15 protein-coding genes are annotated in these 18916 nt (G+C 73.0%); 10 read left to right on the top strand and 5 right to left on the bottom strand.

Annotated features, from left to right (window positions below; genetic code table 11):
- Positions 1–13 precede the first annotated feature (13 nt).
- From AB0M54_RS30485 to AB0M54_RS30470, 4 genes are read left to right on the top strand one after another with little or no spacing between them, the layout of a single operon-like run.
- Positions 14–724: a VWA domain-containing protein gene (locus AB0M54_RS30485; RefSeq protein ID WP_364475110.1), complete on the top strand. Its 711-nt coding sequence runs from the start codon at positions 14–16 to the stop codon at positions 722–724.
- On the top strand, positions 724–2013 hold the full coding sequence (locus AB0M54_RS30480) for a protein phosphatase 2C domain-containing protein (protein WP_364475108.1): 1290 nt from the start codon (positions 724–726) through the stop codon (positions 2011–2013). The genes AB0M54_RS30485 and AB0M54_RS30480 overlap by 1 nt, the downstream gene beginning before the upstream one ends.
- On the top strand, positions 2010–2975 hold the full coding sequence (locus AB0M54_RS30475) for a hypothetical protein (RefSeq protein WP_364475106.1): 966 nt from the start codon (positions 2010–2012) through the stop codon (positions 2973–2975). The genes AB0M54_RS30480 and AB0M54_RS30475 overlap by 4 nt, the downstream gene beginning before the upstream one ends.
- Positions 2972–3691, top strand: a complete 720-nt coding sequence (locus tag AB0M54_RS30470) for a protein DA1 (protein ID WP_364329126.1) — start codon at positions 2972–2974, stop codon at positions 3689–3691. The genes AB0M54_RS30475 and AB0M54_RS30470 overlap by 4 nt, the downstream gene beginning before the upstream one ends.
- Positions 3692–3708: 17 nt before the next feature.
- On the opposite strand, the gene AB0M54_RS30465 is transcribed toward AB0M54_RS30470, so the two are convergent.
- A complete protein-coding gene (locus tag AB0M54_RS30465) occupies positions 3709–6981 on the bottom strand; it encodes a CHAT domain-containing protein (protein WP_364475104.1) in 3273 nt (1090 codons plus the stop codon).
- A gap of 26 nt (positions 6982–7007) precedes the next feature.
- Entirely contained in the window at positions 7008–8750 is a 1743-nt protein-coding gene (locus tag AB0M54_RS30460) for a P-loop NTPase fold protein (RefSeq protein ID WP_364475102.1), read from the bottom strand.
- A 46-nt stretch (positions 8751–8796) separates the two neighbouring features.
- Between AB0M54_RS30460 and AB0M54_RS30455 the strand changes: the two genes are divergently transcribed.
- Positions 8797–9990 (top strand): hypothetical protein, encoded by a 1194-nt coding sequence (locus AB0M54_RS30455; protein ID WP_364475100.1) that lies wholly within the window; start codon positions 8797–8799, stop codon positions 9988–9990.
- 77 nt (positions 9991–10067) lie between these two features.
- On the opposite strand, the gene AB0M54_RS30450 is transcribed toward AB0M54_RS30455, so the two are convergent.
- On the bottom strand, positions 10068–10622 hold the full coding sequence (locus AB0M54_RS30450; protein WP_364475098.1) for a nucleotide-binding protein: 555 nt from the start codon (positions 10620–10622) through the stop codon (positions 10068–10070).
- A 68-nt stretch (positions 10623–10690) separates the two neighbouring features.
- On the opposite strand from AB0M54_RS30450, the gene AB0M54_RS30445 reads away from it, so the two are divergent.
- The 3 genes from AB0M54_RS30445 to AB0M54_RS30435 all read left to right on the top strand — a co-directional run bounded on the left by AB0M54_RS30445 (position 10691) and on the right by AB0M54_RS30435 (position 14628).
- Positions 10691–11020, top strand: coding sequence for a CATRA system-associated protein (locus AB0M54_RS30445; protein ID WP_364475096.1), 330 nt, complete (start codon positions 10691–10693; stop codon positions 11018–11020).
- Positions 11001–13190, top strand: coding sequence for a CATRA conflict system CASPASE/TPR repeat-associated protein (locus tag AB0M54_RS30440; protein WP_364475094.1), 2190 nt, complete (start codon positions 11001–11003; stop codon positions 13188–13190). The genes AB0M54_RS30445 and AB0M54_RS30440 overlap by 20 nt, the downstream gene beginning before the upstream one ends.
- A 307-nt stretch (positions 13191–13497) precedes the next feature.
- On the top strand, positions 13498–14628 hold the full coding sequence (locus tag AB0M54_RS30435) for a hypothetical protein (protein ID WP_364329105.1): 1131 nt from the start codon (positions 13498–13500) through the stop codon (positions 14626–14628).
- Between the two features lie 214 nt (positions 14629–14842).
- Here the strand turns inward: AB0M54_RS30435 and AB0M54_RS30430 are convergent, their stop codons facing one another.
- Positions 14843–15790, bottom strand: a complete 948-nt coding sequence (locus AB0M54_RS30430; RefSeq protein ID WP_364475092.1) for a hypothetical protein — start codon at positions 15788–15790, stop codon at positions 14843–14845.
- A 513-nt stretch (positions 15791–16303) separates the two neighbouring features.
- On the opposite strand from AB0M54_RS30430, the gene AB0M54_RS30425 reads away from it, so the two are divergent.
- Complete coding sequence (locus tag AB0M54_RS30425; RefSeq protein WP_364475090.1) at positions 16304–17314, top strand: hypothetical protein; 1011 nt, start codon at positions 16304–16306, stop codon at positions 17312–17314.
- Here AB0M54_RS30425 and AB0M54_RS30420 read toward each other — a convergent pair.
- Positions 17240–17593, bottom strand: a complete 354-nt coding sequence (locus tag AB0M54_RS30420; protein ID WP_364329096.1) for a hypothetical protein — start codon at positions 17591–17593, stop codon at positions 17240–17242. The two genes, AB0M54_RS30425 and AB0M54_RS30420, sit on opposite strands and share 75 nt — an antisense overlap.
- A 482-nt stretch (positions 17594–18075) precedes the next feature.
- On the opposite strand from AB0M54_RS30420, the gene AB0M54_RS30415 reads away from it, so the two are divergent.
- The gene (locus tag AB0M54_RS30415) at positions 18076–18744 is read left to right on the top strand and encodes a Crp/Fnr family transcriptional regulator (protein WP_364329093.1); all 669 of its coding nucleotides are present in this window, start codon (positions 18076–18078) and stop codon (positions 18742–18744) included.
- Positions 18745–18916 lie beyond the last annotated feature (172 nt).

The raw sequence follows: 18916 nt of genomic DNA, 5'->3' as shown, positions 1-18916 counted from the left end.
CAGGAGGGGAACCATGGAACACGCCGGAGCGAAACTGCTGCCGTTCTATCTCGTCGTCGACGTCTCGTTCTCGATGGAGGGCGACAAGCTCAGGGCCGCCAACAACATCCTGCCGGCCATCGTGGACGCGCTGGCCGAGAACCCGATCCTCTCCGACAAGGTGCGCTTCGGGCTGATCGACTTCGCCGACGACGCCAAGGTCCGGCTGCCGCTGTGCGACCTGCTCGACCCCAACCTCAGCCTGCCCGGCCTGGCCGCGCGCGGCGGCACCAACTTCACCGCCGCGTTCACCACGCTGCGCAAGGAGATGGAGGCGAACGTCGCCCAGCTCAAGGCCGACCAGTACCTGGTGCACCGGCCGGCCGTGTGGTTCATCAGCGACGGCGAGCCGCTGGACGCCGAGGCGTCGTGGCGGCAGGCGTTCGGCGAGCTGACCTCGCTGAAGGCGTACCCCAACTTCATTCCCTGCGGTGTCGACGAGGCCGACGTCAAGGTGATGGGCTCGTTGATCCACCCCGCTCAGGGCACCAAGATGATGGCCCTCTACATGATGGAGGCGGGCTTCGACCCGGCCTCGGCGATCACCGCGATGGCCGAGATCCTCATCTCCAGCATGATCCAGTCCGGGTACAGCCTGGCCGACGGCAACACCGGCATGATCCTGCCGCCGAAGAGCAGCCTGCCGGCCGGCATCAAGCAGTACGACGCGGACGACTTCGTCTGATGAGCGGGAACCTCTACCTGCTCATCGACCTGGCCGAAGGCCCCAACCGGGCGGCCGCGGCCGAGGACATCACCAAGGCCTTCGCGCCGGACATCGGCGAGCTGGGCTGGCACTCGCACACCCTCGGCCTCTACCAGTCGATCCCGGCCGCGCCCGGGCCGGGCCGTTCGTACGGCGACGCGTTCCGGCGCTTCGCCAACAACATGCGGTGCGACCGCGCCGAACGGCCGCTGCTCATGGTCGTCACCGACACCGACCCGGGGGGCGACTGGCAGGCCGAGTGCGAGGTGCTCACCGCGAGCCACCCGACCGTGGACATCCGGGTGGTGGACCATCGGGACGACCCGGCCGGGCTGTTCCGGGCGATCGCGGCCGACCGGCCGTGGGAGGGCTCGTTCACGCCGTACTCGGTGGGGGACCCGGGCAACGCCGCGCGCAAGGTGCGTGCGGTGCCGGACGCCGCAGAGTGGGACCGCCGCGACACCGTGCTGGACGGCGTGGAGATCCAGGGCGCCAACCGCCAGGCGTTGCTGCACGTGCGGGCGGCCAGCGTGCGCGGGCTCGGGCATCGGTACGCCGGGACCGTCCGCCAGGACGACTACGCGTTCCGGCGTACCCCATCGGGCCGTTTCCTGGTCGCCGCCGTCGCCGACGGCGTCTCCAACAGCGAGTTGTCGCACAAGGCGGCGTCGCTGATCACCCGGCAGGGCTGCGAGCTCCTGGCCGGGATGCTCGACACCACCCCGGCCGACCGGCTGGACTGGCCGGGCCTGATCGAGGAGCTCAGCCGGCGCATCTGCATCGTCGCCCAGCCCTTCATGGACGTGCCGGACGGCGCCGCGGTCGCCTACCGCGAGGTGGCGGCCACGATGGCCGCGACCGCGCTGTTCGGCGTCGTCGACCTGCAACCGGTCGACGGCGGGCTGCCCGCGCACGTCTTCGCGATCGGTGACTCGCCGGCCTGGGTGCTGCGGGACGGCCGGGTCTGGAAGTCGCTGCACGACATCAAGAACAGCGGCGACGGGCCGGCCTCGAGCATCACCCGGGCACTGCCCGGCCGGCGCCGCGACGAGGTGCCGCAGGAGGCGCTGCTCCGCCCGGGCGACGTGCTGGTCCTGATGAGCGACGGGATCGCCGACCCGCTGCAGGACGGGTCCGGGCCGGTGGGCCGGTTCCTGGCCGAATCCTGGCGTACGCCGCCCGCGCCGCTCGCGTTCGCCGGCCAGGTCGACTTCGCCCGGCGCTCGCACGACGACGACCGCACGGCCGTCGCGATCTGGGTGCCATGAACCCGGCCTCCTCCGAATCCCTGCCGGTCGGCCGGCTCGGCGGGCTCGGGGCGAAACTCGGGCAGGGCGGGCAGGCGGTGGTGTACGCCGCACCCGCCCTGTCCCTGCCCGACGCCCCCGGCCCGCTGGTCTACAAGGAGTACAAGCCCGGCCAGCAACCTCCGCAGGGACTGCGCCGCCTGGTCAAGGCGCGCAACGACCTCGATCCGGCCGAGCGGGCGCGGCTCGACCGGCGCGCCATCTGGCCGCTGCGGGTGGTCGAGGACGGCAGCACCGTCCGCGGCGTGGTCATGCACCTGATCCCGCCCGCCTTCATGCAGGACCGGGTGCTGCCCGGCACCGGCGCCGCCACCCGGTCCACCCGCGACGTGCAGAACCTGCTGATCCCGCCGGACCGGGCCCGGGTGGTCGGGATGCCGGTGCCGACCCTCGATCAGCGGCTCGCCCTCTGCCGCGACCTGGCCGCCGCGCTGCACCTGCTGCACCGGCACAAGCTCGTCTTCGGCGACCTCAACGCCAAGAACGAGGTGTTCAGCCTGCACCCGGACGCGGCCGTGATGCTGGTCGACTGCGACGCCGTCCGGCTGGCCGGCAGCGCCGCGGTGGTGGCCCAGCTCAACGCGCCCGACTGGGAGGCGCCGGAACGCTGGCTGACCGTCTACACCGACCGCTTCAAGTACGGGCTGTTCGTGCTGCGCTGCCTCAGCACCGGCGACCAGGTCTCGACCACGGTCGACCCCGGCCGGGCCGACGCCGCGCTCGACCACCAGGGCCAGATCATGCTGCGGGCCGCCCTCGGCCACATCCCGAACGACCGGCCCACCGCGCAGGACTGGGGCCGCTACTTCGACCATCGGCTGACCGGGCGGGCGTTCGTGAAGACCGCCTCCACCGCGGTGCCCGAGCCGCGCCACGAGGGGTGGGTGCGCGACCCGGCCACCGGGAAGATGGTGCGCCGGTGACCTCGGCGCGCTGCACGGTCTGCGGCGGCACGCCCACCGTGTGGCGGACCTCGCTGCACGACGAGGTCACCTGCGCGACGCATCCGGTGGCCGTGCGGTGCGTGTTCTGCGGGCGCGGTGACGCCGACCCGCGGGCGGCCGGCTGGCTGGCCCTGGCTGACGGGGTGCACCGCTGTCCCACCTGCGCCGCCGACGCGGTGAACACCCAGGAGCAGGCCCGCAAGCACCTGCCGGTGATCCGGCGCGACATGGCCGCGATGGGACTCGATCTGCCCGAGCGGGTGCTGGTGCGGATCGTGCCGTACGACGAGGTGGCCGGCCTGGTCGGCGGGCCGGCGAGCGGGATGCTGCTGGGCGCCACGCAACAGGTGATCGGCGGGGCCGGCGGCCGGCGGGTGGTCGAGATCTGCGTCGTCGCCGGGCTGCCCGAGCTGTACTTCGGCCGCGCGGTGGCGCACGAGATCGGCCACGCCTGGCTCGGGCTGCGCGGCGCCACGACGGTCGACGACGTGGTCGAGGAGGGAACCTGCGAGCTTTTCGCGTACGCCTGGCTGAAGCGCCGCGGCACCGCGATGGCCGAAGTGCTGCGCGAGCAGATGACCCGCAACCCGGAGCCGGTCTACGGCGGCGGCTTCCGCCTGGTCCACGCGGCCATCCGCCGGCACGGCGTCGACACCGTCCTCAATGGACTACTCTCGACCGGCCGCCTGCCCTAGCCGCCCTGGTGCCTTCCCTAGCCGCCCAGGTGCCTTCCCTCGCCGCCCTGGTGGATGAACGGTGCCCAGGCCGACGGCTCGCTCATCGCCGTGCGACATCCCTTCATCAGCGTGGGCATCGTCGACTCCAGGGCCGCCGGCACCTTCCGATCCCGGTCCGCCATCCAGAGCTGGGCCTTCCGCAGGGCGTCACGGTCGGCGAGCTTCTCCGCGGTCCGGTAGTGGTGGAACATCACCATCAGGCAGGCGGTCGTGCGGTCGTCGACCGACCAGCGCGAGCCGACCACACTGGTCGCGCCCGCCGCCAGGAACGCCGTGGCCAGGGTCAGGGCCTCGTCGTGGTCGGCCACGGTCAGGTCGCTCGAACACGCGGACAACACAACCAGGCCGCCCGGCCCGCCCTCGGCCAGGATCCGGGCCACCGTCAGGCTCTCACCGGCCAGGGCAAGGTGCGAGCAATCCGCCGAGCGGTCGGTCCGGGCGTGACAGGCCAGATGCAGCACGGCCGGATTCCCGGCCACCGCGGTCATCAGGTCGCCGGGGCGGGCGTGATCGAGGACCACAGCTTCCGGGTACGAGGTCGCGCGCACCGCCGCGACCTCCTCGGGCGCCACCGGCAGGCTGCTGGTGCGATCCGCCAGCAGGACCGCCTGGCCGGTGGCCGGTGGGCGCCGGGTGACCGCGGCGAGCTGCCGGACCGACGCGGCATAGGAGAACGCGAACCGCTCGACGGCATAACGCGGGCCGGCCGTTCGCGCCGCGTGCCACGGGACGTAGGCCAGGGCGTCGAGCGGGATCAGCACCACGCTCCCCGGCTCGCCCAGCGGAACGATCAGGGCCTCCCAGGCCCAGTCGCACACCGCCGCGAGGCATGCGCGCCAGGTCCCGTCGCGGACATCGGTGGAATGGCGGTCATGCGCGGCCAGATAGTCGACCAGGGCCGGATGGTCGAGGCGAAGCCCGGGCGCCGCCACGACCTCGAGCCCACCGTCGGGCCGGACCGTCAACAACCGTCCCGGCACCTCGTCGTGGCCGCCCAGCAGGTACACCAGCAGATCGGCGCCGGCCGCCGCGCCGGCCTCGGCCGGACTCGGCGCCGCGGCCAGGGCGCCCGCCCCGAACCGCTCGCGCAGCACGGACAACACCCGTGGCCGCAGATCGGACGGCACGACGATCGTGGCCCCGGCGAGGTGCGCGACCGCGTCGGCACCATGTGTGTCGGCGCGTCCGTGGCGGCCGGTGGTGGCCGACGTGTTGACGCCCTGGTCAAGGCCGGTGTGATGGCGCGGCTCACCCCCAGCGAAAAAGAACGTTCGTTCTTGCCCGGAACCGGGCGGCGCCAACTCCCACTCGGCGGCCAGCTCGCCGTGGCCGGCCGCCCGGAGCCGGGCCGGCACCGAGGCGGTGGTCATGGCGCTGTGCAGGACCAGGCCGCGGCCCAGCTCCAGGGCGGTGAACGCCGGCTCCGGCCGGCCGGCGGCCAGGCAGCGGTCGGCGATCCGGCGGGCGAAGCCGGCCGCCCGGCGGGCCGACTCGACCGCGTGGGCGGTGCCGGTCTGGAGCAGCACGTCGTCGCCGAACGCGCGCAGGGCGGCCAGCCCGCTCGCCGCGGCCGCGTCGGTCTCGCCGGCGAGATGAAGGGCCTCCGACCGCTGGGCGTGCACGTGCGCGGCCAGCGGGTGGGCGGACACGCCGTCGAGCGCCGCGGCCGCCCGCTCGAACCGGGCCACCACGCCGGCGAGGTCGGCGGCGGAGGGCTCACGTTCGTACCGGAGGAAGTGGATCTGGGCGCTCAGCGCGAGAAGCGCGACCTGATCGGGTGACGTCTCCCCGACGATCTCGTCCAGCCTGGTCGCGGCCTCGGCCACCGCCCGGTCGTCGTCGCGGACGATGCCGTCCAGCACCGCCGCGGCCGCCCCCGCCGCCCGCAGCGCCGGCCGGCCGGTCATCTCCACGGCCAACTCGTCGCCGGCCCGGCGCAGCAGCGAGAGACCCGTCTCGACGTCGCCCGGCCGGGACGCCCGGGCCAGATGGGCCAGGCCCAGCGCGGCGTCCAGGCGGGAGCGCCACGGGTAGTCGTCCGGCCGCTGGGTGGTGGCCAGGCCGTCGATCACGGCGTCGAGTTCGCCGGCGTCGCGGCGCTGCACGGCCAGGATCGCCCGCGACAGCAGGCCCGCGGCGTCCAGGTCGCCGCCGGCCAGCAGCTCCGCCCCCGCCTCGGCGTCGGCGATCACACCCTGGTCGAGGTAGCGGTCGTTGAGCAGCGCGCCGAGCATCCCGGTCATCGCCGGGCGCAGGTCGTCGCCGGCGTCCACGGTGGCCAGCGCGGCCCGCAGATCGTCGACGGCGGCGCGCAGGTCGGCCGGGTCACGGTTCAGCCGTCCGCGCAGCGTGAGCGCCATCCCGCGGAGGAAACGCTCACGTCCGCCGCCCTCGGCCACCAGGCGGTCGGCGGTCGCCACGATGTCGGCGACCCCGTCCGGGTCGCCGGTGTAGGCGGTGGCGGTCAGCAACATCCCGGTCAGCCGGCGGATCGTCGTCTCCCGGCCCGGGTCGTCGTCGCGCACCTGGGCCAGCGCGGTCCGCCAGGCGCCGGCCAGGCCCGCGAGCTGATCCGGCAGCCCGTCCACATGCCCGCGCCGGGCCAGCAGCGCGCCCGCCTCGGCCAGGATGATCGGCCGCAGCCGGTGCCCGGCCGGCAACTGGTCGAGCACGCGGTCGAAGGCCGGCAGCAACACCTCCGGCGGCCGTTCCCCGGCGACCCCGGTGAGCAGGTCGGCCATCGGCGCCAGCCCGCCGGCCACCCGCGGCGCCACCGACGCCAGCGCCGCGATCATGGCCAGCGGGTTGCCCGCGCCGACCAGTCCGAGCATCGCGACCAGGGCTTCCGCGTACGGGACGACCTCGGAGTCCGCCGGCTCGTGCCGAAGCACCCAGCGCAGGTGGGCCAGCGCCCGATCCCGGTCCGGGAACAGCCGCGGATCGTTCAGGGCGCCACTCATCAACGCCCCGGCCAGCGCCATCGAGCCCTCGCCCTGCGCGTCCGGACCGGGCCGCATCGGCATCACCCGGAAGAACAGCAGCAGGGCGAGCCCGACATGCACGACCGACGGCCGCTCCAGCGGCACCCCGAGCGCCTCGTCCAGCAACTCGACCGCCTCGTCCCGGTCCGCCTCCGAGCCGTCCCGCTTGAAGTACCGCTCCGCCAACTCCCGCCCGAGCGCCCAGGCGGCCCGCGCCGCGGCGGGACTCCCGGCCGGCGCCGACTCGTACGCTTCCCGATACTCCATGCCGATCCCTGACGGACAGCCGTGACTCAGACCAGGTCGAGTTCGGTACGCAGGGCGGTCAGCTGGTCCCGTGCGACCTTGGCGTGGGCCGGCAGGATGCTGCGGATGGCGGCCAGTTCCCCGGCGGCGTAAGCCAGCCGGGGATGCGTGGGATGGCCGGGCTGGGGCGGCCGGCCGAAGATCTGCAGGACGGTGCCGTGGAAGCGCAGCTCGACGCCGAGCAGCAGGCATGTCTCCGGGTCGTCGGACGGGTTCCGGAGCAGGGACTCGCCGTGATCCAGCAGGATGCGGGATGGCGGGTCGTCGGTCAGCGGCGTCATCAGGGGCAGGAATCGTTTGCGCAGCTCGCCGAGCTTGCGGCCGACGGCACGCTCGGTCAGGGCGGCCAAGCCGCGGTCACCGCCCGCGTTCGCCGCCACGATGAGCGCGCGGGCCTCGCGGATCAGGTGGCGCGGCAGTCCGCCGGACAGCGCGTGGCCGAGCGCGGTGAACGCCAGCGGATAGCCGATGACACGCCGGCGGAGCAACTCGGCCGACTGGTCGAGGGTCAGGATGCCGAGCGGCGCCATGTGCTCGAACGCGCTGTCCAAGGCGGACCGCACACCGCTCGCGCGGCCCTCGAGCTGGGTGAGCGCGTCATCCGAGATGGAGACGATGTGGGTGGATCCGGAGACGCCGAAGATGCCCTTGATCTCGTTGACGAAGCGGGCGACGTCGGCCGGATCCTCCATCTGGTCGAGTTCGTCCACGATCACGACGAGCCGGCCGCCCGCCAGCCACGTCACGATCGTCTCGGCGAAGCGCCGGTACCGCTCGACGAGTTCCGGCAGCCCGGGTGGCTGCTGGAGCAGTTGCTTGATCGACTTCCAGCCGAGGTCGACGGCCCCCTGCATCTTGACCACCAGGCCGCGGTCCACGGAGAGGTTCTGCAGGTAGGTGAGTCTGAGCAATTCGGTCCGGGCGCGCTTGCGGAGCCGCTGGTTCGCCCGTGGGTGCTCCAGCACGCCTTCGCACAGCTTCTTGAACAGGAACACGATGAAATCTTTGGCCTCGTACGCCGACGGCGCGGCGGTGGAGACGACCAGGTCCGGCGGCAGGCTTTCCCGTTCGTTCAGGAAGTGCAGCAAGGTCGTCTTGCCGGCGCCCCGGGGGCCGTTGATCATCACCGAGGTCGCGTTGAAGTCTCGCATCAGGGCGTCGACGCCGAGGAACTCGGGCCGGGTCACTCGATGCAGCCGGTTCGGGACCGCGGCGAGGCCGGGTGCGGAGGTGATCCGGAGGACAGGCGGCCGTCGGTCCTCGACGGCCTTGTCGATGGCGTCGCGGAGCACCGGCCTGATCTCGTCCACCAGCACCTTGCCGCAGTGCCGGCGCTCGGCGATCAGCTTGCGCGTGTGTCCGGCGCCGACCCAGACGAGCGGGGTCAGCAGGAGGGCGCCCATCAACGCGAGAGTCCATGGTCCGGCTGCGTTCCCCTGCGCGGCCGTGGCGACCTCGGTGGCGGTGGTGAGGGCGAAGATGATGCCGCCGAGCGTCACGACAGAGCCGGTCGCTGTGGCGAACAACGTGCGCCGGCGCAACGTACCCATCATCTTCCGGTAGTCGGCCGTGATCTCGCGGCTCTTCCCCGCGGCATCGGCGAGCACGTAGTTCACCTGCTCGTTGTCATGGAGGTAGCCGGCGAACTCCGGCTCGGCGAGGATCCGCGCGGCGGCAGCCGTGACCCGGCGCGCCAGCCGCGCGTCACGGTGTTCCACGTGATCGTCCATCGATGCGTTCTGACGGACGGGCGGCGCGCGTCCGTCAGATCACGCCATGACGTTCGGCATCGACTTTCTGTGCGAGTTCCTGGACTCGCAGGTCACCGAGCCGCCCGAGGAGAAGCCGGTGGGGATTCTGGCGGCGCTGCGGACGGCCGAGGGCACCGCGTTCGCCGAGCTGCTGGAGCGTGCCGGGGGTCAGAGGATTCCGCTGTCGTGTGACGAGATCGGGCCCGCGGCCGACGACTTCGTGCGGTTCTGGGCACGGCACCCCGAGCTGGGGTACGAGCCACGGGACTGGCCGTGCGGCACCGACCTGGAGAACCGGCTGCGCGCCCACCTTGGCGATCGGATCGAGAAGAAGGCCATCGACGCGCGGGTCGGCGGTGACGCGTGGTGGCGGCAGCTGCGGGTCAAGGACCCGTGCGGGGCGCTGGACGCCGCGATGCTCGGCGCGCGGATGGCCTCCGTGGACGGCGCCACGCGGGCCGCGATCGTCGCCGAGCAGGTCGGACGCGCGGCCGACGAGTCCCGGTTCCGGGCCTTGGGGCGGTGCCTGTGGCGCTGGGTCCCGGCCACGGCGGACGAGCTCCGGGTCTTCGTGCTCGGCGCGCCGGACGATGTCGAGATCGAACCGGCGCCGGCCGACGACTTCCTGGACGACCGGGTGCACGCCGGCACGTTGTGCGTCGCCGACCTCGACCTGATCGGGGCATTCGTGGCGGCGGGGCGGCTGCGCCCGGCCGACCTGACGGCCCGCCTGCTGGCCGCGCACACGGTGGTGGGCGACGTGATCTCCCGGCTGGGCGCGATGACCCGGCACGACGACGGCTGGCTCGCGGACAGTCTGGGTCAGGTCCATCCCGGCGTTGTCGCGGCGCACGGTGAGCGGCTGGTCCAGGCCCTGCTGGCGGTCACGGTGCCGGCCACGGTGGCGTCGATCGTGATGGTATTGCCGGCCGGCGTGCGGCGGACCTGCCTGGCCGCGGTGACCGAGCGGCTGCGCGGCGATCCGGCGCCGGCGCTGGTCGCCGCGGCGGTCGTGATCAGTGACTGGCACGACCGGGACGAGCAGCTCGACGAGGCGGTCCGCGCCTGGCTGGGCGGCGCGGCGTGTGTGCCCGGCGCGCTCGCGGCGGTCGATGCTCTGCTCGATCGGCGCGGCTCGGTCAACGCGTACGCGCGGTGGATGGAACTGCGCGGCCTGCCCGCGCCGCATCGGCGGCCGTGGTTCCGTTGCCGCCGATGATCCGGGTGGGACGGCCAAGGCCAAGGCGGAGTCACCCTCCGGGGGACGCTCTGGATCATCCCGAGCAAGCTCGCCGACTACAGCTGGGCCGGGTACGACCGGGTGTAGGCGGCCAGCTTCTCGAAGCGGGACACGTCGAGCCAGTCGGTGCCGTCGGTGTTGACGGCGCACCCGGCCGCCTCCAGGCGCTTGGCGATGCTGTGCAGGCTCTGCACCCGGCCGTTGAACCGGATCACGTTCAGGCCGGCGATGTCGGACGCCGGTCGCAGGGCGCCGATCTCGATGATCAGCGTGCGCTCGGGCTGCAGGGCCAGGGCCATGCCGGCCTCCAGCAGCACGTTCGGCCGCGGCTGGCCGGTGGTGGTGACCTCGTACGGGGGCTCGCCGTTCCCGCGCAGGTCGGGGTGCAGGTAGGCGCCGTCGTCCGGCGTCATCAGCACGATCGCCGCCTGGTTCTGCTGGAACGCCTCGCGCAACACCTCGCCGGTGTACGGGACCGTGCACCCGGTCTTGCGCACGATCTCCTCCCAGTCGAGCGGGTGCAGGTCGATCGCCCGCAGGAACGTCCACAGCGCGCGGCGCGCCTCGGAGTCCCGGCCGTGGATCACGAAGACGTCGCGAGGGTTGGGCATGCGGCCGATCGTATCCGCGGTGACCAGCTCGAACGGGTGACCGCGGCGCCGGTCCGTCAGATAGCGGTATGGACAACCGAGCAGGTCTTGATCGGGAGACCGTCGACGACGCCCTCGACGTGCTGCGCGACATCGTGCTCTGGAAGCTGACGCCTCAGCGCTGGGAACAGGTGACGCTGATCCTCGGGCGGCTCGCCGACGCGCTGGCCGCCGGCGACCCCGAGGAACTGCGCGACGCCGTGGCCGACCTGGAGCTCAGCGGTCCGACCCGGGCCCTGCGGATCGGCGGCACCGAGACCGGCGGCATTCCCGAGCCGGTGCTCGAGCGCCGCAACACCCTCGTCCACTCGCTGAGCCGCGACCAGCCCAAGGATGACGATGGCCGGCCGAGTCGTTGAGCAGGAGTTCGTCGCCCACGTGTTCGCCCCGCTCGACGGTCCCGCCGCCGCGACGGCCGAGCGGCAGGTCCGCGCGCTGTGGGACAACTGCCGGACCCAGCTGGGGATGACCCAGCCGATCCTGGGCGCAAATCTGCCCGGCGAGCTCCCGGCCGGGTTCGCCGACCTGGCTGACGGCGCCGTGGCCGGCCTTCAGGATCCAGAGATCAACTTCCAGGCTGTGGTACGCCGTGAGCACGACGTTCTCAACCTGTCGCTGGTGATGGCCACGCCCGTCGACCCGCCCCGCCGGCGCCGGTTCGGGCTGGGGACGGTGGCGCCGCCCGGCTGGCCCGAGTTCGGTCGCTGGTGGGCCGGCCTGACCTCGACCGGCACCGGGGCGTTGCTCGGCGTCGTGGCGATCCACCAGGCCAAGGCCCGCCGGCCCGGCCTGGCCGACCTGCCGGGCGGGCTGCCCGCCCGCGACGACGACGGCATCGGGTGGTGGACGCGGCGGTCCGAGCTGGACGACTTCGCGGTGTGGGAGGCGACCGCGGGCGGCGACCGGGCCGGCCGCCGGCTGGTGGTGGTGGCCCGGCCCGACGAGGACTCCCGGCTCAGCCGGTTCACCTGGAGCAACGGCGGCACCGCGCTGCCACCGCTCGGGCGCTACCTGATGCACGCGGCCAAGGTGCGGTACCACGCCCGCGTGCTGGGGGACGCTCGCGTGCTCTCGTCCGTACGCGAACGTCTTGATCGAAGTCTCGACGAGCCCCGGCCTGACCTGGCCGAGGTGGCGGCCGACGAGGCCGACCTGATCGCGTCGCTGGCGGCCGTGAAGCGGATGCGGCACAGCGTCGAGATCGCCCGGGACAACATGGACGCGGCGATGCCCGGCGGACCCCTGCCGACCGACGACGCGCTGGCCAAGTGGCTCGCGCAGGAGCTGTCCGACCAGGTCACGGTGCTGGAGACGACCCTCGAGCGGGCCGGCCGGATGCGGGCGATCAGCGCGAGCCCGTGGCCGCCGGCCGAGCCCCGGCCGGCCGCGCGGAAACCCTTCACGGGCGCGGGCTGGAGCACCGACGAGCCGACGGCCGACCTCGGGCGGGTCGAGCAGCGGCTGGCGTTCGGCGTCGACGTCGTCGGCTACAGCTCGCGGACCGTGCCCCAGCAGCACGCCGTGCAAAGGCGGCTGGCCGACGTGGCCGGGCGGGTGCTCGACCGCATCGAGGTGGCGCTGCCCGAGACCGACCGGCAGGACGCCGGCGACGGCATGATGGTGGTGCTGCCGGCCCGGCTCGAGGCCCATCGGGTGCTGCCCGGCCTGCTCGGCGGCTGGCGGAGCGAGATCGTCGCCGACAACGCGGCCCATCCCGGCGACCGCATCCGGGTGCGGCTGTCTGTGGTGGAGGGCCCGTTCGCGCGGGCGGCCATCGGCTTCAGCGGCAACACGATCATCGAGGCCGGCCGGCTGCTCGACAGCGCCCCGCTGCGCGCCGCGGTCGAGGAGCACGCCGCCGCCGACCTGGTCGCGCTGATCTCCGACCGGCTGCATGACGATGTCGTGGTCGCCGGCCATGAGGGCGTGGAGCCGGCCCACTTCACCCGGGTCCCGGTGCGGGTCAAGGACTTCAGCCGCGACGCGTGGCTGTGGCTGGGCGGCGCGCGGCCCGCGACCCCCGGACCCCAGACCGAGCCGCCCCCGCGCCGCCGCGACGTCTTCCTCATCCACGGCGCCGACGAGCAGGCCCGGCAGGCGGTCGGCGCGCTGCTCACCGACCTCGACCTGCGCCCGCTCGACTGGGACGAGCTGTCCCGCAAGACCGGTGTGACCATGCCGTACGCCGGTCAGATCCTCGACCAGGCCTTCGTCGAGAACCAGGCCGCGATCGTCGTCCTGACCCCCGGCGACGGCGCCGAGCGTGACGTGCTGTTCCGGGCGGGCATGGCCATGGCCCGGCAACCGGACCGCACGATCGTGGTCGAGCTGGGCCCGGTCCGCCCGATCGGCGACCTGGCCGGCCGCCAGACCATCCGGATCACCGCCGACGAGGGCAGTCAGCGCCTGGGCAAGGCCCAGATCATCCAGCTGCTGCGGATCGCCGGGTGCACCCCGCGGACCGACGACCCCGAACTGATCACCACCGACCACCTGGCCGGCCTGGCGGCGTACCACGCCTCGTCCTGAGCGTCACGGCGCAACCGTTCGTCCGCCCTTGATCGGGACCCTGATCGAAAACGTCCGCCGGATCGACGATGATCACTGACGGATGGGCCATCCGCCGTTCGGCTCACGATCACCATCCGGACATCACCGTCCCTCCTCGACGATCATCCGCGCGCCCGTCGGATGAAGGTGTCGAATAGGGCCACCAACCGGTGCAACCCGTGCCCGGACCCTCGCGCTCGGTGGCCGTCTCGGCAAAGCTTCAACCAACGGCGTACGGAGTCCGCTCCGCGGCCGTCCCCCCGCAGGATGATCGAAAGGAGCCCCGGTGGGCTTTTCGAGCGCGACGACGGTCCGCCTGGACGAGGCCGTGATCCGGTCGGTGCGCCGGCCGAGGAACTCCTCGCCCGGAGGCGTCTACGCCTCCCGTTCCGCCCCGTCGACGGTCGTTCCGGAGGGCGGCGAAGCACCGGTCAAGGTGGTACGCGAGCTCGCCCGCGAAGGCCGCCTGGCCGACGTGGTGGCGGTCGCCGGCGGCGCCGAGCGGGTACGGCTGTCCGGCGCCGCGTACGCCATCGTCTGGCCGATCGTCTTCGCCCGCGTCACCCGCCGCGTCGAGCTGACCCGCGGCCACCCGCACTGCGCCTCCGGGGTGGAGCGCCTCGCCGACGAGTGCCTGGACCGCTTCCACGACGACGTCGAGTCGGTGGTCGACGACCTGCTCACCAATGCTCGCCGCCCCGTGTTCAACCTGGAGGCGTGGGTCACCGGCCGCCTGAACGCGGCCACCGTGAACGGCCACCGGCGCCAGCGCGGCCGGCGTGGCGCGCTGCAACGCCCCCGGCTGCCGCAGTGGGTCGCCGCGGGCCTCGGGCACGACCCGTGGCTGATCTCGCTGGCCACCGAGATGCTGGTCTGGGTCGGCGTGGACGCCACCGCCGGCTCCGAGGTGTGGCCGCTGGAGTCCTGGTCACACCGGCGTGGCCTGCGCACCGGCGACTGGGCGGGCAGCGATCCCGGCGTGGTCGCCCGCGAGGTCGAGACCGTGCTGACCGTCATGCGCGGACGCCCGTCCTGGTTCGAGTCCTACATCGAGCGCCCCCTGGGCGTGAAGCAGGCGCCGGTCGCGGTGGCGCCGGTCGGCGAGGTGACCGGCGCGATCGTCAAGCCGCTGCCGCTGGGCGACCCCGACGGCTCCATCGACGACGAGCTGCTGGAGCTGGCGTCCAACGCGGTCCGGGCCATCGACGAGCGCCTGACCCGCGGCGACCGGGCCGAGGAGGTCGTGGTCGAGGTCGTCCGAGCGGTCTTCGGCGGCGCCTTCACCAGCGTCCTGAACCGCGCCCCGCACGCCGTGGCCGACCCCCTGGGCGGCGTCTCCGGCGCCCTGGCCAACGCCGCCACCGTGAACCGCCTGGTCACGACCGTCATGGCCATCATCGGCGACCGCCGCTCGTAAGCCAGGTCGTGCCGGGCCCGGTCGTGCCGAGCCCGGTCGTCCCGAGCCCGAGCGCGGTCGTCCCGAGCCCGGCCGCGCCGTCAGTCAGAAGGCTGACACCGACAATGTTGATCTTCGAAACGCGCGCGCACCGCCACCGCCCCCACCCCTCTGGGTGGGCGAGAATGTAGCGCGCGAATATGACGTTCTCGCGCGTTATCCACAGGCGGTCGGGTCAACGCTGCCAGGCGACGCCATAGCCGTGGCCCTGGCGCAGGTTGCGGAACAGCGCCGCCACTTCGCCCGCCCCGTCCGGTTGGAGGCGGTCCGGTCCCGGCTCGGTGGTGCACCGGTCCATCTGTCGCGGCGGCACGCCGGACACCTTCCAGGCGGCCGCCGGCGGGGCGCCGAAACGTACTCGGATCTGCCCCTGGTCGCAGGGGTCGAGCGGCACGATCGCGCAGTGGTCGCGGATGCGCCGGCCGGCCGGCACCCGGTAGTGCAGGCAGAAGCGCAGCTGCTCGTCGAGGACCAGCCGCCGGGGCAGGGTGATGGTCAGGCGGTAGTGCCGGCCCGCGTCGTGCACCTCGACACCGGTCAGCCGGGCGCCGTAGATCATGTCGATGGCCAGCGGCGGCAGGTCGTCCGGTTCGGGGCCGGTCGGTGGCAGGTCCAGTTTGATCTCGATCTGGTCGAGTTCGCGTTCGGCCACGATGGTGCGGGTCTCGTAGAGCTCGGGGGTCGGGGTGTCCAGGCGCAGCAGGGACTCAAAGGCCCGCACCCGCCAGCCGGAGCCGGGGTCGGTCACCGCGTCGGGGTCGTGCCGGTCGCGGACGGCCCGGACGAGCAGCGTGATCGCCTCGTCCACGCGGCGGCGCGCGGTTCGCTCGCTGCAGTGCATGGTTTCGGCATAGCCGCGTACGCGCTGGGTCAGCTGGCTGTTGGCCCCGTTCGCCATGGCCAGCGCCTCTTCGGCGGCCCGTCGCAGGTCGGGGGGCATGTCTTCGGCCAGTTCGGTGAGCCAGCCGCGTACCCGTTGGCGGATCTTGGCCGAGTCGCCACCGGTCGCGCCGCTCAGTTCGCGCAGCAGCGGGCCGAGCCGCCGGGCCAGCTCGGGGTCCTGCAGGGCGCGGCCGCGCTTCAGGTGGATCAGTTCGCGGTGCAACTCGTCCGAGAAGGACATCGCCGACTCCGTCCGTCAGTCCCGGGTGGAGAGCAGCCACCCGAGGGGTGACCTTTTCACGTCCGGGTGAATCCGACTCCGCTCTGTGACGGAATTCGGAGCTGCGGGAACTGTCGGGCAGCCGTCAGAACGGGCTGCTGGCCAGTTGCGCCGTCAGGCCGGCCTGCAACTGGCCACATCGGCCAGTCACAAGAGGTCATCATGGCAGCGGCCGATCTGCCCCAGCCAGGGGCGGGGCCCGGGGGCGCCGCCAAGTCCTCGGTCGGATGCATTTGACCACCGATCGGGTTCGCCTGATCCGTGGATCGAGGCTGCCGCTCCGTCGTGAGTACGCAGCGTAACCGTCAGTAATGGACAGCGAACCGCCGTTTCGCCGTCCTGGATATCGCCAACGCGGCTCACCTGCGTCCACACTCCTGATGGTTCCAGCGGTTTGTCTGCTTCGCGCACCTTGACCGCCTCTATATAGATCAGCTCAGGCACCCCCTGCGCAACCCCCTGGAAAGGTAAGTTGTGAACAGCGCAGATCAACACCGGCCGGGCGAGGTTCACCGGTTACGGGAACTCGCTTTCGCCGGTCGGCTCGCGAGCGCGGCGCTGGCCGCCACGCCCGTGCAATACGCGGCGCTCTCCGCGGCCGCCTACGAACTGGCCTGGCCGCTCGTCTTCCACCGGATCACCCGGCCGGTCGAACGCCGGCGCGGCCACTGGCGTTGCGCCAGCGCGATGACCCGCCTGGCCGACGAGTGCGTGGACGGCTTCCACGACGACGTCGAGGCGGTCGTCGCCGATCTTCTGCACAATGCCAAGGCCCGCATCATCAGCCTCGAGGCCTGGCTGACCGGCCGGCTCACCGCGTCCACGGTGGACGGCCATCGACGCCGGCGTGGCCTGCGCGGGGCCCAGCAGCGGCCGCGGATGCCCAAGTGGCTGGACGCCGCGCTGGGCGGCGACAAGTGGCTGGGCACGCTGGCCGTGCGGATGCTGGAGTGGGCCGGGGTCCCGGAGACCGCGGGCGCCGGCACCTGGCCGCTGGACAGCTGGGCGGCGTTCCGGGCCGAGGTGACCGGCGACTGGGCCGGCAGCGACCCGCGAACCGTCCTGGCCGACGTGCACCGGGTGCAGGCCGCGATGCGGCGACGGCCGGGTTGGTACGCCGACTACATCGAGCGTCCGCTCGGTGGCAAGATCGCGCCCGTGGCGTCGCCGCCGGAGGACGCCGCCGGCGAGGTCAACCCGCTGGTGGCGATGACGCCCGAGGACCGTGCCGACGACGTGCTGGTCGCGATCGCCGCGGGCGCGGTGGACGCGATCGCGGCCGGTCTGGGAGGTGGCGAGGACCCCGAGGCCCTCGTGGTGCGGGTCGTCAACGCGGCGTTCGGCGCGGGCAGCGGAAGCGACCAGCTGGATCGGCGGCCCGGCGGCGCGGACGCCTCGGACGAGCTCGTGTCAGCGCTGCTCGCCGACCCCGCCGCCCGAGGCCGGATCGTCGCGACGGCGATCGGCATCGTCTGCGGGGAGTGAACCGCCGGCGAGTTGCCCACCGGCGAGTGAAGCGCCGTCGAATGGTCCGCCGTCGAATGGCCCGCCGTCGAATGGCCCGCCGGGGAGTGGCCCACCGGCCAGTGGCCCGGCGGCGATCGGGCCGCCGGCGAGTGACTCCACCGCGCGGCGGCGTTCGTCGAGGAGGCCGGTCAGGCCGGCCGCCCCGGCGCCCCGATCGGTCGCGGCAAGTACCGCGGCGCGCAACTCGTCGGTGAGCAGTCGTTGCAGCTCAGCGCGTTGCTCGGGCGAGAGGCTCATCGTCCGGGCCGGTCGTCGGCCTTGTTGATCATCACGCCATTGTGCACCGCCGGGCCGCCGATCGGGCTCACGACGGGACGGACGGCTGTCGGTAATCGGCGCGTGCTTCGCATGTTCGTTCCTCCACCTCGCATCTCCGGATACTGACGGACAGACGTACGGTCCGTCAGATACCGGCGGAGGTGTGTGCAGATGACGAAGCGAACAGCCCGATCGGGCCGGGCAGCGGAAAATCCGCCGGTGACGGCCGGCCCGCCAGCCGAGCCGTCACCAGCGGATCTTCCGGGGGCGACTGCCGGGCGCCCCGAGCCCGCTCACCGTGCCGGCGGCGGCTCCACCATCAGATGCGACTCCACGGCGGACACTCCTTCCCACCCGTACGGCCTCCGGCCGTACCTCCGCCGGTATTGCACCGCTGATCTGGCGGACCGATTCCGGACAACGGCGGAATCCGCGCCCCGGACCGGATCGGGGTCGTGCTGATGCGCCACTTCCTCGACCGGCTCACCCCCGAGGACCGCGACGCGCTGCTCGCCCTGGGGGTGACCCGCACCGTGCGCCCCGGCGTCCACCTGCTGGTCGAGGGCGCCCGGGACACGCACGTGGAGATCCTCCGCAAGGGTTACGTGAAGGTGACCCACGCGGCCGGCGGCGTGCCGAGGCTGATCGGTATCCGTCTTCCCGGCGACATCGTCGGCGAGCTGGGCGCGGTCACCGGCGACGAGCGGCAGGCCACCGTGACCACCTGCGACGAGGTGGTGTCCACGGTGATCCGGCAGGCCGATCTGCTGCCGTTCATCGCGGCGCATCCGCGGGTGGCCAACCAGATCACCGCGACGGTGGGCGAGCGGCTCCAGTGGGCGAACACGCGGCGCTCGGAGTTCCCGGCCTACCCGGTGCACGTCCGGCTGGCCCGGGTGCTCGGCGACATCGCGGCCGCGTGCGGCGAGGCGGCCGGCGGCGGCGTGCTGATCCGCGTACGGCTGAACCAGACCGAACTGGCCGCCCTGGTCGGGTCGGCCGAGGACACCGTGCAGAAGGCGCTCCGGAATCTGCGCGGGCTCGGCCTGATCCAGACCGGCTACCGCCGGATCGTCGTGCTCGACCTGCCCGGCCTGCTCGGCCTCGCGGAGCGGGCGGAGACCGGCTGACCCTGTTGCCTATACGCGCTCAGAGCAGGCTTTGAGCGCGTATAGGCAACACCCCGGCGCCCTGTCGTCAGAAAAGCGCTGTCGTCAGAAAGGCACTGTCCGTCAGAAAGGCACTGTCCGTCAGAAGGGCGCTGTCCGTCAGAAAGGCGCTGTCCGTCAGACAAGGGGTGAC

It is taken from the genome of Actinoplanes sp. NPDC051470, from assembly GCF_040682035.1.
Lineage (GTDB): Bacteria > Actinomycetota > Actinomycetes > Mycobacteriales > Micromonosporaceae > Actinoplanes.
Note: the sequence above shows the minus strand (reverse complement) of the source record. Positions and strands in the feature narration are given on the sequence as shown.

Excerpts from the sequence above, each read along its gene's own strand:
- AB0M54_RS30485 (WP_364475110.1), top strand. The coding sequence starts at position 14 with ATGGAACACGCCGGAGCGAAACTGCTGCCGTTCTATCTCGTCGTCGAC.
- AB0M54_RS30480 (WP_364475108.1), top strand. The coding sequence starts at position 724 with ATGAGCGGGAACCTCTACCTGCTCATCGACCTGGCCGAAGGCCCCAAC.
- AB0M54_RS30475 (WP_364475106.1), top strand. The coding sequence starts at position 2,010 with ATGAACCCGGCCTCCTCCGAATCCCTGCCGGTCGGCCGGCTCGGCGGG.
- AB0M54_RS30465 (WP_364475104.1), bottom strand. The coding sequence starts at position 6,981 with ATGGAGTATCGGGAAGCGTACGAGTCGGCGCCGGCCGGGAGTCCCGCC.
- AB0M54_RS30460 (WP_364475102.1), bottom strand. The coding sequence starts at position 8,750 with ATGGACGATCACGTGGAACACCGTGACGCGCGGCTGGCGCGCCGGGTC.
- AB0M54_RS30455 (WP_364475100.1), top strand. The coding sequence starts at position 8,797 with ATGACGTTCGGCATCGACTTTCTGTGCGAGTTCCTGGACTCGCAGGTC.
- AB0M54_RS30450 (WP_364475098.1), bottom strand. The coding sequence starts at position 10,622 with ATGCCCAACCCTCGCGACGTCTTCGTGATCCACGGCCGGGACTCCGAG.
- AB0M54_RS30445 (WP_364475096.1), top strand. The coding sequence starts at position 10,691 with ATGGACAACCGAGCAGGTCTTGATCGGGAGACCGTCGACGACGCCCTC.
- AB0M54_RS30440 (WP_364475094.1), top strand. The coding sequence starts at position 11,001 with ATGGCCGGCCGAGTCGTTGAGCAGGAGTTCGTCGCCCACGTGTTCGCC.
- AB0M54_RS30430 (WP_364475092.1), bottom strand. The coding sequence starts at position 15,790 with ATGTCCTTCTCGGACGAGTTGCACCGCGAACTGATCCACCTGAAGCGC.
- AB0M54_RS30420 (WP_364329096.1), bottom strand. The coding sequence starts at position 17,593 with ATGAGCCTCTCGCCCGAGCAACGCGCTGAGCTGCAACGACTGCTCACC.
- AB0M54_RS30415 (WP_364329093.1), top strand. The coding sequence starts at position 18,076 with ATGCGCCACTTCCTCGACCGGCTCACCCCCGAGGACCGCGACGCGCTG.